This window comes from Catenovulum sediminis, assembly GCF_007289895.1.
Lineage (GTDB): Bacteria > Pseudomonadota > Gammaproteobacteria > Enterobacterales > Alteromonadaceae > Catenovulum > Catenovulum sediminis.
Map to the genome: position 1 here is coordinate 402,407 of NZ_CP041660.1, position 12,762 is coordinate 415,168.

Here is a 12,762-nt window from a genome sequence, read left to right on the forward strand (position 1 = left end):
TACTTGATTAAACCGTTTTTTTTAACGCATTTAACTTTTTTACTACTGTCCAGATTTTTAAAGAGCATAAAGCTTAAAAGCTTTAAGCAATATGTTTAGCCTGTAAACACATGACTTAGCGCTTTTGCACTTTTCTTTATTATCAGTAACCGTTATTTATCTGTGTGAACACTCTGCATATTTAAATAGCATCGTTAAGGAGGTGATCCAGCCCCAGGTTCCCCTAGGGCTACCTTGTTACGACTTCACCCCAGTCATGAACCACAAAGTGGTAAGCGCCCAATGTTAAGCTACCTACTTCTTTTGCAGCCCACTCCCATGGTGTGACGGGCGGTGTGTACAAGGCCCGGGAACGTATTCACCGCAGCATTCTGATCTGCGATTACTAGCGATTCCGACTTCATGGAGTCGAGTTGCAGACTCCAATCCGGACTACGAACAGCTTTAAGGGATTCGCGTACTCTCGCAAGTTAGCTGCCCTCTGTACTGTCCATTGTAGCACGTGTGTAGCCCATCCCGTAAGGGCCATGATGACTTGACGTCGTCCCCACCTTCCTCCGGTTTGTCACCGGCAGTCTCCTTAGAGTCCCCAACTTAAGGCTGGTAACTAAGGATAAGGGTTGCGCTCGTTGCGGGACTTAACCCAACATTTCACAACACGAGCTGACGACAGCCATGCAGCACCTGTCTCACAGTTCCCGAAGGCACTTAAGCATCTCTGCTTAATCCTGTGGATGTCAAGGGATGGTAAGGTTCTTCGCGTTGCATCGAATTAAACCACATGCTCCACCGCTTGTGCGGGCCCCCGTCAATTCATTTGAGTTTTAACCTTGCGGCCGTACTCCCCAGGCGGTCTACTTAGCGCGTTAGCTTCGTTACTCACGTCTTAAAGACACAAACAACAAGTAGACATCGTTTACGGCGTGGACTACCAGGGTATCTAATCCTGTTCGCTACCCACGCTTTCGCACCTCAGTGTCAGTAATGGGCCAGGGGGCCGCCTTCGCCACCGGTATTCCTCCAGATCTCTACGCATTTCACCGCTACACCTGGAATTCTACCCCCCTCTCCCTTACTCTAGACTGACAGTTTTGAATGCACAGCCGAGGTTGAGCCCCGGTTTTTCACATCCAACTTATCAATCCACCTACGTGCGCTTTACGCCCAGTAATTCCGATTAACGCTTGCACCCTCCGTATTACCGCGGCTGCTGGCACGGAGTTAGCCGGTGCTTCTTCTGTCAGTAACGTCACAGATGATGGGTATTAGCCATCACCCTTTCCTCCTGACTGAAAGTGCTTTACAACCCGAAGGCCTTCTTCACACACGCGGCATGGCTGCATCAGGGTTTCCCCCATTGTGCAATATTCCCCACTGCTGCCTCCCGTAGGAGTCTGGGCCGTGTCTCAGTCCCAGTGTGGCTGACCATCCTCTCAGACCAGCTAGAGATCGTCGCCTTGGTGAGCCATTACCTCACCAACAAGCTAATCTCACTTGGGTTCATCTCGTCGCAGGAGCCAAAGCCCCCTTTAACCCGTAGGTATTATGCGGTATTAGCCATCGTTTCCAATGGTTATCCCCCACAACAAGGCAGATCCCCAAGCATTACTCACCCGTCCGCCGCTCGACGCCTGAGAGCAAGCTCTCATCGTTTCCGCTCGACTTGCATGTGTTAGGCCTGCCGCCAGCGTTCAATCTGAGCCATGATCAAACTCTTCATAGAAAGTTTTAATCTTTGTCTCAATCTTACTGATTTAACATTCTGAATTAACAGTAGTCACTTCACTAGATTGAATATTTTGTATCTATTCAAACTATGCGAGTGCCCACACAGATAAATAATAAGGTTACTAATTTTTAAAGAACGTTTTCTGAAGTTCGAACCGTTAGTCCGTTTCAGTGAGGCGCGTATCTTACGCTTCTCATTTTCGTTGTCAAGCCTTTATTTATCTCACTTTCGTTTGATGTTTTGCTTTTCAACTTTGGCGCTTTGAGTTGGCTTTTAAGCTGTTTGCTTGTTGCCGTGTCGCTGCGTTGTGGGGGCGCATTATAGGGATTAATTAAAACCCGTCAATGCTTTTTATCGATTTATTTCAGTTTTTTGTTTGTTCGATTAAATAACAAACAACCTGGTCATTAAACAATCAATTTAGAGTCTGAAATCAAAAAAGCTGGATAATCCCAGCTTTTAGCAATATAGATATATCATCGAATTTGCAAGTTTACCGATTGCTTACATCTGGAATAGAGATTCCATCGACAAACCTTGATGTGACAAAATATCTTTTAATCGACGTAACGCCTCAACTTGAATTTGACGTACTCTCTCTCTAGTAAGCCCAATTTCTTTACCAACGTCTTCTAACGTAGAAGCTTCATAGCCTAACAAGCCAAATCGTCGAGCAAGAACTTCTCTTTGTTTCGGGTTTAGCTCTTCCAACCAATGAACAATATTATTTTTAATATCTGAATCTTGAAGTTGTTCTTCCGGTCCATCGAATCTTTCATCTGACAAGATATCCAATAAACCTTTCTCTGAATCTCCGCCCATAGGCGTATCAACTGAGCTTATTTTTTCATTCAGACGAAGCATTTTGCTGACTTCAGATACAGGCTTGTCTAACTTAAGGGCTATTTCTTCTGCCGTTGGTTCATGATCGAGTTGTTGAGCTAGCTCACGTGCGGTTCGTAAATATACATTTAATTCTTTAACGACATGAATTGGCAAGCGAATCGTTCGAGTTTGATTCATAATTGCACGTTCTATCGTCTGGCGAATCCACCAAGTTGCATATGTTGAAAAACGAAAACCTCTTTCAGGATCAAATTTTTCAACAGCTCTAATCAAACCTAAGTTACCTTCTTCAATCAAATCTAGTAACGCAAGCCCACGGTTGTTATAACGTCTAGCGATTTTAACGACTAATCTCAGGTTACTTTCTATCATTCGTTTACGTGAAGCATCGCAGCCTTTTAACGCTTTGCGGGCGAAAAACACTTCTTCTTCTGCAGATAATAATGGGGAAAACCCAATTTCACCTAAATACAACTGCGTTGCATCTAACGTTTTATTTAAATCTTCAGAAGAGACTGCTTCTTCAACAGTATTAGTTTCGGCATCTTCAACATCATCGACTACGACATCGGTTGCCTCAAATTGATTATTAGCTTCAACAACGTTTTTGTTCGTGCTTTTTGCCTGGCCCATATTTCATCTCCCGGTTAAATCAATTACAGCAACAATCGCCTTTCAACTGTCCTTTTGTATCCACAGCATCACCTGTTGGTTGGTAGAAACCTTTCGGGGTCAACTGTACTTCCGCGGTAACGAATTTCAAAACGCAGTTTAACCTGATCTGCGTCGCTATCTCCCATATCAGCTATATGCTGCCCAGCCATAATCCAATCTTTCTCTTGCACTCTAATACGCTGATTGTGTGCATAAGCACTTAAGTAGTCGTCTGAATGTTTTATGATGATTAAATTACCATAGCCCCGTAAGGCTTTGCCAGCATATACAACTTTTCCAGAATTCGCTGCAAATATAGGGTCGCCTCGTTGGCCTGCTATTTCAAGTCCTTTATTTCCTAATTCCTTGTGAGAGAATCGCGCAATGATTTTCCCATTTGCAGGCCAGCGCCACTTTTTCAGATCAAAACTGCCTTCCGACTTACCTTTTGTAACATTTTGTTTACCTTGTTTAACATACTCCTGCTTTTTAGCTTGTTCAACCTTTTTTTCAGATCTCTTTATATCTTTTTGTTTCTTCGAAATTACGTTTTTATTCGATTTAGCTTTATAGCTTTTATTTAGACGAATTTTCTGACCGGGAAAGATCGCATACGGCGGGGAAATTTGGTTAAAACGAGCCAAGTCTTTGAAATCAATACCGGCTCTAAACGCTATACTATAGAGGGTGTCGCCTTTTTCAACGACATATTCAGGTGCAGTTAAACTATTAGGGGAAAAATCAAAAATACTTTTTCCACGATAGACTGAATCAACGGGTGCTGGGTTGTTTCTCTGTGCGCAACCGACAAGCAATATAATGCTTATTGCAAAAACGCTCGTTACCGTGGTTCTTTTTTCCATTCAACAACCCAGTTCTGATTACTCAACTATTGTTCATTTTCAGAATACTTGCTTGCTACATATTCTAAACCAACCACAAGTGCCAACCCAATCGCCATAGCAGCTAACACAAATACCAATTGGTTGGGTTCTTGGTTAACTGTCGTGTAAGTTGCGGGTAACACATTCTCCTGTATCAAAGGCACTTCTTCACCGTGACGATTGGTATAAGTCTGCAAAGTATGTTTCCAAGGCCAAGTTACATTTAACGAGCCAATTAAAAAGCCTATCAATACAGCAATAGTGGTACTGTGATATTTTTCCAGTAACCAACTTAAGAACCTAGAAAAAATCAATAAACCACAAATACAGCCAGCGCCAAAACTAGCCAATGCGATTAAATTCATATCGTTAATTGCGGCTAAAAATACTGGATACAGGCCAACGAGTAACAGTATAAAACTCCCCGAAATACCTGGTAGAATCATCGCACAAATCGCAACAAACCCACCAAAAAACAGTACCCACCAGTCACCCGGTAACTGTGCCGGTTTGGCAATTGATACACCAACCACAACAGCCACACCGAGAGCTAAGCCTAACCACTCGAACCAACGCCATGCAGTAGCTGATTTAACCAATAAATAAACAGAAGCTAAAATTAAACCAGAAAAAAATCCCCATACCAATAAAGGCTCAGTGCTTAATGCAATGGTCATAAGTGCTGCAAACGTTTTAAGGCTTAATAAAATACCCCCGAACACTGAAAGCAAGAACCAACCATTTATATGTGACCAAAACTCACTTATACCTTTAGTCAATAAAATGGTAACGGATTCAGGGCCAATTTTTTTTAACGAACTAAGCAATTCATCATAAATCCCTGTAATGAAAGCAATTGTACCACCCGAGACTCCCGGAACGACATCAGCAGCGCCCATTGCCATACCCTTAGCTGTTAATAGAGCGTACTCTGTACGGCTGCGTTTTTTATTTTGCGACATTTTAATCCCTAATCAATTTATTCTATTTCACCCGCAACCAAGGGCACAAATTTAACATTGGCAATATCAGATATCGAAAAATCATCACCATTACGTATAACAATTTTTAGCACTTGCTCTGTTGTACCCACGGGCACGACCATCACACCACCATCAACTAATTGGTGCATGAGTTTTTCTGGTAGCGTCGCCGCAGCTGCAGTCACTAGAATGGCATCAAAGGGTGCTTTGCTACTCCACCCTTTCCAACCATCTCCGTGTTTTAAATTAATGTTGTGTAAATCTAATTGGCGTAATAGTCTGCGCGCTTGAAACTGCAACGAAGCAATTCTTTCAACTGAATATACGCGGTCCACTAATTGCGCTAACACCGCTGTTTGGTATCCACACCCTGTACCTATTTCCAATACATTTTTAACAGGTATTTGCGCTGCCAGAATAATTTCAGTCATACGGGCAACAATTGCTGGCTGTGAAATAGTTTGCCCTTTACCTATGGGTAACGCAGTATTTTCATATGCTTTGTGAGTTAAAGCAGGTTGAACAAATGCATGGCGAGGTACTCTGGCAATCGCCGCTAATACTCGCTCATCTTTAATGCCATCTTGTACCAAAAGCTGGGCTAAACGCTCGCCACTGCGTGCAACATTTAAACTTACAGACATGGGTTTCACTACACCATTGTTTTAAATTAATCGAAATAATTTTATCAGATTTTTATATCTGCTAACCAAGAATCTAACAAAGCCACGCTTTTATATGCTGTCATATCAACCGTTAAAGGTGTAATTGAAACATAATTATTTTCCATTGCGTAAAAGTCAGTTCCTTCTGTTGCATCTTTTATCGCACCAACCGGTCCGTACCAATAAACCTCTCGTCCATGCGGGTCCGTCATTTTAACCATACTTTCTGCTTGGTGGCGACGCCCACAACGGGTCGTTTTTACACCTTGTATTTCAGATTTATCGACAGCCGGTACATTTACATTCAAAATTTGATCCGGTGGTATTGGATGCTGCTTAATTTGTGAAATAAGCTTTCCTGCGAATTCAGCAGCAAATGCGAAATCATTAGATTTATGGCTATTTAACGATATCGCAATTGCGGGCAATCCCAAATGGCGCCCTTCCGTTGCGGCTGCAACTGTACCAGAATAAATCACATCATCTCCTAGATTTGCACCATGATTGATCCCTGAGACAACGATATCCGGCTTTTCTTGCATCAATTTATTCACGCCTATATGGACACAGTCCGTTGGCGTACCATTTACCATAAAAAAGCCATTATTGAGCTGTTGTACACGCAGTGGATTACTCAATGTCAGACTATTGCTTGCGCCACTGCAATTTCGATCGGGTGCTATAACGGTTACATCATGTTGCTTATTGAGCTCATTGTATAATGCTAGTAAACCCGGCGCATAAACACCGTCATCATTACTTAGAAGTATTCGCATGTGTTTGTCCCATATCTTGATATAGCAATATTTCGCGCAAGATCGATGTTGCAAAACAACCAGCCGGCAAAACAAAGCTCAGCTCTAAGTAACTTTGCTCTTCTCCGTCAACGAATTGCCATGTAAAGTTTTCGGCGCGCAACTGCAACGCTCGGCGGTCTTGTTTTAAACCGGCTTGGCTTAATGCATCGACTAAATTCTGCTGCTCTGCTAATGCATGCTTTTCAAACTCAAGTGACTTATTTTTGACAATAGGTTCACCCTCACCGACTAATGGGCCACTTAATAATATATCTGCACTGGCAAAGCGAGACAAAGTGTCATCGGTGAGGTGCTCTTCAACAAAATACGAATGAGAGCCGGATAAGATAAATGCATCACCTTCTAATGGTTTAAATAAATCAGCAACAATACGTTGATGTAAAACTTGATTAAACACCTCTGAACGCGCTGCAGATAAATAAATACTTTTTAACTTACGGTCTTTTACTATTAATTCGCCTGATAGCATTTTAATCGCATTTTCAACATTATCACCGTTACGGCCAAATCGCTGCTCGCCAAAATAATTGGCAACACCATATGCTTGAATTTTTTCTAACCGTTGTACCAAGGTTTCTTTATTATATGACTGTAAAGCGATTTTCAGCCGGAATAAATTATTTTTATGAGTCCCAGTTTTGAGCTTTTTACCATGACGGACAGTTTTAAGTATTTGCGCACTTTCTAATGTCACTTCAGGGATATCTTTTTTAATAGGCCAGGGTAAACAAAACCATTGTTTTGTCACCGCATGTCTGTCTTTCATCCCGGAGGTTGAGACCAATTTAGCTGCAATACCGAAAGCTTTGCCTAATTGTTTAGCGACAAAGTTGGTATTTTGACCATCTTTTTCTATCCATAACCACAGGTGTTCGCCCGCGCCGTCTGGTTCAAAGTGCAATAACTCTTCAACGTAAAAATCACTATTGCAACAACGGATTTGTCCGCTCGCATCGGGTTTACCATGTAAATAAGCTAGGTTCATAATGTTTGTTCCAATAAAACAACACAGTGCACTGCAATGCCTTCTTTGCGTCCCGCAAAACCGAGCTTTTCTGTCGTTGTCGCTTTGATATTTATATTTGATAGTTCGGTTTTTAAATCTTCGCTCAATATATCAATCATTTTAGGGATATGTGGTGCCATTTTGGGTGCTTGCGCTATGATTGTGGCATCTATATTACCTAACTGAAATCCTTTATCAGTTATCAGCTGATAAACATGGCGGAGTAAAATCCGGCTGTCGATATTTTCAAATTCAGCTGAGGTATCTGGAAAGTGCTTACCTATATCACCCAATGCCATAGCCCCTAACAAGGCATCGCATAATGCGTGAATTAATACATCTCCGTCTGAGTGCGCTAAAAAACCTTGTTCGTAAGGAATTTTAATGCCTCCAAGCGTAATAGGTCCTTGCTCACCAAACTTGTGTACGTCATAGCCATGACCAACTTTTATTTTCATAACACTCTACTTATAAACATTTCGGCAATCTCCAAGTCTTCCGGCCGAGTAATTTTAATATTGCTCATAGCCCCCTCAATTAAATGGACCGGATGTCCAGATAACTCCATTGCAGATGCTTCATCTGTAATCATGCACCCGTCTTGCAAGTGTTTTTGCAAGGCGTGTTGTAGCAATCCGGTGGCAAACATCTGAGGTGTCAATGCATGCCATAATGCACTGCGATCGACTGTTTTTTCCACCTTCTGAGCTGCATTAGATAACTTAATTGTATCTCTGACGGGCGCGGCTAAAATAGCACCTTGTTGGTTTTGTAATACATGATCAATCAGCTTTCGAATATCGTCCGCTCTAACACAAGGTCTTGCTGCATCATGGACCAAAGCCCATGGATATTCATTTACATCTAGGCAGTTTAAACCCGCTAGTACGGAATCAGCCCGTTCTGCACCGCCTTGAGTTAGAACAACCTTAGCGGGTAATTCAGGTTTAATTTCTGATATATAGGGGTCGTCTTTCGACACTGCTACAATAATTTTGTTAATTTTTGCTATTTGCGCCAACTTTTCAACCGTATGTTGAAGAACGGTTTTACCCGCAATTTCTATATATTGTTTCGGTACCTTGCTTTGCATACGTTTGCCGACACCGGCTGCTGGAACAATGGCCACAATCTGATTTTTATTCATTTTTATTTTTCGTGGTGGGTACAATACGATAAAAAATTTCGTTTTCTTTAATTAAACCTAACTCATTTCGAGCGCGCTCTTCTATAGCTTCCATGCCTGATTTTAGATCTTCTATATCCGCTAACATAAGCTTATTACGCAATCTGAGTTCTTGATTCGCTTGTTCCAACTGTTTAACTTTTCGACTCATATCCTGATGTTCTGAAAATGCATTTTCTCCAAACCAAAGGCGATATTGCAATCCAATAAATACAATGACCAAAATAAGACGAAATATTTTCATACTAATGAGTTAATGGCATAGGTTTATTTAAATTTGGCCAGTTAATGACAGTTGTCAGTAATAATTCCCTAAGCGTTAATGTACGCGGGAAAGTCATATCACCACCAATCCATTGATGACCACATGCGGCAGCAGACATGGTATCTTTATTAGCTTTGAGCACGCGTTTATCTTCATCACATTGTTCCAAACAATGGCCATTTAGTGCAAACCAGCCATGTTCATTTAATCGAATCTTTTCATCACTAACGGCGTCAATGCAGTCTAACTTAAAACAAACGACCCCGGTATCAACAACTTTAACGGGCACGATCAATCCAATTTGCGCATTTCTACTTAGCCATTTCCCGTTTAGCTCATCATCAATTTTGTCGGCCGGACAACGTCTTTTTTGTTTACTAGACCAAGTTCCATTTTGCGTGTCTAAGGTCAGCGGGTTTTCCAAAGCTATCAAAGATTCAGCTGCACGCTTAATATAGAAAGGTAAGCTAGTAAGTCGTTTACGCAGACGCTCAGGCGAATATTGGCAATCAGCCAATAATTTTAATTCCCGTTCGTAAAATACAGTGCACAATTGAGCGTACGCCAACAATCGTTCGCTATCTTGCGAAAAATCCTGTTGTTGAGCGAAAAAATCAACCAATGACAAACTCCAGATAAAAAAAAGGTGTTTTAACTGAAAACCAATTAAAACACCATCTTACTACGATTTATACGGTTTATTAATAAACCGAGGTCAGATAATGATTAAGCTTGACCTTTAATTTCTTTACGACCGTTAAAAACAGCTTTGTCGCCTAAAACTTCTTCTATGCGTAATAATTGGTTGTACTTAGCAACACGGTCAGAGCGGCTCATAGAACCTGTTTTAATTTGACCTGCAGCCGTACCAACTGCTAAATCTGCAATAGTTGCATCTTCAGTTTCACCTGAACGGTGAGAAATAACAGCAGTGAAACCTGCATCTTTAGCCAGTTTGATCGCTTCTAAAGTTTCTGTCAGTGAACCAATCTGGTTAAATTTAATTAAGATTGAGTTACCGATGCTTTGTTCGATACCACGCTTAAGGATTTTGGTGTTGGTTACAAATAAATCGTCGCCGACTAATTGAACTTTATCGCCTAACTTGTCAGTTAATAATTTCCAACCATCCCAATCACTTTCGTCTAAACCATCTTCGATTGAAACGATCGGATACTGAGCGGTCAAATCTGCCAAATAGTCACCAAACTCTGCAGAGTTGAAAGTACGGCCATCACCTTTTAAGTTGTACTGACCATCTTTGTAGAATTCAGAAGCTGCACAATCAAGTGCTAAAGTGACTTCTTCATTCATCTTGTAACCGGCTTTCTCTACCGCTTCAACAATGACAGATAATGCTTCAGCGTTAGATTTAAGATCGGGTGCAAAACCACCTTCATCACCAACAGCGGTATTATAGCCTTTCGCTGCCAATACTTTTTTCAAGTTGTGGAAAATTTCAGCACCCATTTGGATGGCTTGTTTGAAAGTTTTCGCACCAACTGGCTGAATCATAAACTCTTGAATATCAACATTGTTGTCAGCGTGCTCACCACCGTTGATGATGTTCATCATAGGTAAAGGCATGCTGAATTGACCAGATGTTCCGTTTAAGTCAGCAATGTGTTCATATAAAGCAACACCTTTTTCAGCTGCCGCAGCTTTAGCCACTGCCAACGAAACAGCCAAAATAGCATTTGCACCTAATTTATCTTTGTTTTCAGTGCCGTCTAAATCGATCATTACTTTATCGATTTCTGCTTGATTTAAAGCATCTTTACCCGCTAATGCTGGCGCAATTAAGTCATTTACGTTAGCAACTGCTTTTAAAACACCTTTTCCTAAAAAACGCGCTTTGTCACCGTCACGTAATTCTAATGCTTCACGTGTACCGGTTGACGCACCCGATGGCGCTGCAGCACGACCAAACGCACCACTTTCTAAAGTTACATCAGCTTCAATTGTTGGGTTACCACGTGAGTCAATGATTTCACGTGCATGGATTTTCGCGATAGATGCCATGTTTTAAAGTCCTCTAATTTTTAATTTCGCAGGCGTTTTTTACCCTGCATTTAATTACTTTTTTTGTTTTTGACACTCAAATGCCGCAGCAACAAACCCTTTAAAAAGAGCATGTCCGTCGCGCGGTGTTGAGGTAAATTCAGGATGGAACTGAGCTGCGACATACCAAGGATGATCTGGCAACTCGATAACTTCCACCAATCTACGATCTGCAGACAAACCAGAAAAAACCAAACCGGCCTGTTCTAGCTTTTCAACATAATTGTTATTTACTTCATAACGATGACGATGGCGCTCATAAATTTCAGTTGAGCCATAAACTTCAGCTGCTTTAGAGCCAGCTTTAAGATGACATAGCTGGCTACCTAAACGCATGGTTCCACCTAAATCTGAATTGTCAGTGCGCGTTTCGACATCACCATCAGCATTAAGCCATTCGGTTATCAAACCGACAACTGGATGTGGTGTTTCAGGATCAAATTCCGTGCTATTTGCATTTTCAAGATTGGCTACATTACGGGCAAACTCGATCAGCGCCATTTGCATACCTAAACAAATTCCTAAGTATGGTACTTTGTTTTCACGGGCAAACTGAGCAGCTAACATTTTGCCATTTGTGCCACGTTCACCGAATCCACCCGGCACCAAAATAGCATCTAAATGACGTATTTTATCCACCCCTTTAGATTCGAGATCTTGAGAGTCGATGTATTCAATATTTACGGTAACGCGGTTTTTCAAACCGGCATGTTTTAATGCTTCATTCACTGATTTATAAGCATCAGCTAACTCAACATATTTACCGACCATACCGATAGTCACCTCACCCATAGGGTTAGACTCTTCGTACAACACCTGTTCCCATTCAACTAAATCAGCTTCTGGGCAATCAATATGGAAGCGTCGGGTAATCAATTCATCCAATCCCTGAGATTTTAACAATGCAGGAATACGGTAAATACTATCGACATCTTTTAATGAAATAACCGCTTTTTCTTCAACATTGGTAAACAGTGAGATTTTTTTACGTTCATTTGCCGGAATCGCATTTTCTGAGCGACAAATTAATATATCTGGCTGAATACCAATTGAGCGTAACTCTTTAACAGAGTGCTGTGTGGGCTTTGTTTTCACTTCACCTGAAGCTTTCATATAAGGCACTAGTGTCAAATGCATAAACATCGCATGCTCTCGACCTATTTCAGTACCTAACTGACGGATTGCTTCAAGGAACGGTTGGGATTCGATATCACCTACTGTGCCACCAATTTCAACCAGTGCTACATCAAAACCTTTAGCACCTTCCACTACTCGACGTTTAATTTCATTGGTGATATGAGGAATAACCTGAATGGTCGCCCCTAAATAGTCACCACGTCTTTCTCTGGCGATTACATCCTGATAAACCCGACCTTGCGTAAAGTTATTACCTTTAGTCATTTTGGTACGGATAAATCTTTCGTAATGCCCTAAATCAAGATCCGTTTCAGCACCATCTTCAGTCACGTAGACTTCACCGTGCTGAATTGGGCTCATGGTTCCCGGATCAACGTTAATATAAGGATCTAACTTCATTATCGTGACTTTTAAGCCACGCGCTTCAAGAATGGCGGCTAGTGAGGCAGCAGCAATCCCTTTACCAAGAGAGGATACAACCCCGCCGGTTACAAAAATATATCTTGTTGTCATGTGGAACCTGAAAAA

At 41.5% G+C, this 12,762-nt stretch carries 12 protein-coding genes and 1 rRNA gene; all 13 read right to left on the reverse strand.

Going from position 1 to position 12,762, the window contains the following annotated elements; all coding sequences use genetic code 11:
- Positions 1 to 195: 195 nt before the first annotated feature.
- A 16S ribosomal RNA gene (locus FNT16_RS01670) occupies positions 196 to 1,723 on the reverse strand.
- A gap of 510 nt (positions 1,724 to 2,233) precedes the next feature.
- On the reverse strand, positions 2,234 to 3,208 hold the full coding sequence (rpoS, locus tag FNT16_RS01675; RefSeq protein ID WP_143869919.1) for an RNA polymerase sigma factor RpoS: 975 nt from the start codon (positions 3,206 to 3,208) through the stop codon (positions 2,234 to 2,236).
- 68 nt (positions 3,209 to 3,276) lie between these two features.
- Entirely contained in the window at positions 3,277 to 4,092 is an 816-nt protein-coding gene (locus FNT16_RS01680) for a peptidoglycan DD-metalloendopeptidase family protein (protein WP_143869920.1), read from the reverse strand.
- 26 nt (positions 4,093 to 4,118) lie between these two features.
- Positions 4,119 to 5,075, reverse strand: a complete 957-nt coding sequence (locus FNT16_RS01685) for a DUF368 domain-containing protein (protein ID WP_143869921.1) — start codon at positions 5,073 to 5,075, stop codon at positions 4,119 to 4,121.
- Positions 5,076 to 5,092: 17 nt separating this feature from the next.
- Positions 5,093 to 5,740, reverse strand: coding sequence for a protein-L-isoaspartate(D-aspartate) O-methyltransferase (locus tag FNT16_RS01690; protein ID WP_143869922.1), 648 nt, complete (start codon positions 5,738 to 5,740; stop codon positions 5,093 to 5,095).
- 44 nt (positions 5,741 to 5,784) lie between these two features.
- Entirely contained in the window at positions 5,785 to 6,537 is a 753-nt protein-coding gene (gene surE / locus FNT16_RS01695) for a 5'/3'-nucleotidase SurE (protein ID WP_143869923.1), read from the reverse strand.
- Positions 6,518 to 7,564, reverse strand: coding sequence for a tRNA pseudouridine(13) synthase TruD (gene truD / locus FNT16_RS01700; RefSeq protein ID WP_143869924.1), 1,047 nt, complete (start codon positions 7,562 to 7,564; stop codon positions 6,518 to 6,520). Before truD ends, surE begins: the two co-directional genes overlap by 20 nt.
- The gene (ispF, locus tag FNT16_RS01705) at positions 7,561 to 8,037 is read right to left on the reverse strand and encodes a 2-C-methyl-D-erythritol 2,4-cyclodiphosphate synthase (protein ID WP_185976736.1); all 477 of its coding nucleotides are present in this window, start codon (positions 8,035 to 8,037) and stop codon (positions 7,561 to 7,563) included. Before ispF ends, truD begins: the two co-directional genes overlap by 4 nt.
- A gap of 2 nt (positions 8,038 to 8,039) precedes the next feature.
- Positions 8,040 to 8,732 (reverse strand): 2-C-methyl-D-erythritol 4-phosphate cytidylyltransferase, encoded by a 693-nt coding sequence (ispD, locus tag FNT16_RS01710; RefSeq protein ID WP_143869926.1) that lies wholly within the window; start codon positions 8,730 to 8,732, stop codon positions 8,040 to 8,042.
- A complete protein-coding gene (ftsB, locus tag FNT16_RS01715) occupies positions 8,725 to 9,015 on the reverse strand; it encodes a cell division protein FtsB (RefSeq protein WP_143869927.1) in 291 nt (96 codons plus the stop codon). The genes ispD and ftsB overlap by 8 nt, the downstream gene beginning before the upstream one ends.
- Before the next feature lies 1 nt (position 9,016).
- Complete coding sequence (locus FNT16_RS01720) at positions 9,017 to 9,658, reverse strand: hypothetical protein (protein WP_246072303.1); 642 nt, start codon at positions 9,656 to 9,658, stop codon at positions 9,017 to 9,019.
- Between the two features lie 104 nt (positions 9,659 to 9,762).
- On the reverse strand, positions 9,763 to 11,058 hold the full coding sequence (gene eno, locus FNT16_RS01725; RefSeq protein ID WP_143869929.1) for a phosphopyruvate hydratase: 1,296 nt from the start codon (positions 11,056 to 11,058) through the stop codon (positions 9,763 to 9,765).
- A 54-nt stretch (positions 11,059 to 11,112) separates the two neighbouring features.
- Positions 11,113 to 12,747: a CTP synthase gene (locus FNT16_RS01730; protein WP_143869930.1), complete on the reverse strand. Its 1,635-nt coding sequence runs from the start codon at positions 12,745 to 12,747 to the stop codon at positions 11,113 to 11,115.
- Positions 12,748 to 12,762 lie beyond the last annotated feature (15 nt).

Coding starts and splice junctions, on each gene's coding strand:
- rpoS (WP_143869919.1), bottom strand. CDS start 3,208: ATGGGCCAGGCAAAAAGCACGAACAAAAACGTTGTTGAAGCTAATAAT.
- FNT16_RS01680 (WP_143869920.1), bottom strand. CDS start 4,092: ATGGAAAAAAGAACCACGGTAACGAGCGTTTTTGCAATAAGCATTATA.
- FNT16_RS01685 (WP_143869921.1), bottom strand. CDS start 5,075: ATGTCGCAAAATAAAAAACGCAGCCGTACAGAGTACGCTCTATTAACA.
- FNT16_RS01690 (WP_143869922.1), bottom strand. CDS start 5,740: ATGTCTGTAAGTTTAAATGTTGCACGCAGTGGCGAGCGTTTAGCCCAG.
- surE (WP_143869923.1), bottom strand. CDS start 6,537: ATGCGAATACTTCTAAGTAATGATGACGGTGTTTATGCGCCGGGTTTA.
- truD (WP_143869924.1), bottom strand. CDS start 7,564: ATGAACCTAGCTTATTTACATGGTAAACCCGATGCGAGCGGACAAATC.
- ispD (WP_143869926.1), bottom strand. CDS start 8,732: ATGAATAAAAATCAGATTGTGGCCATTGTTCCAGCAGCCGGTGTCGGC.
- ftsB (WP_143869927.1), bottom strand. CDS start 9,015: ATGAAAATATTTCGTCTTATTTTGGTCATTGTATTTATTGGATTGCAA.
- eno (WP_143869929.1), bottom strand. CDS start 11,058: ATGGCATCTATCGCGAAAATCCATGCACGTGAAATCATTGACTCACGT.
- FNT16_RS01730 (WP_143869930.1), bottom strand. CDS start 12,747: ATGACAACAAGATATATTTTTGTAACCGGCGGGGTTGTATCCTCTCTT.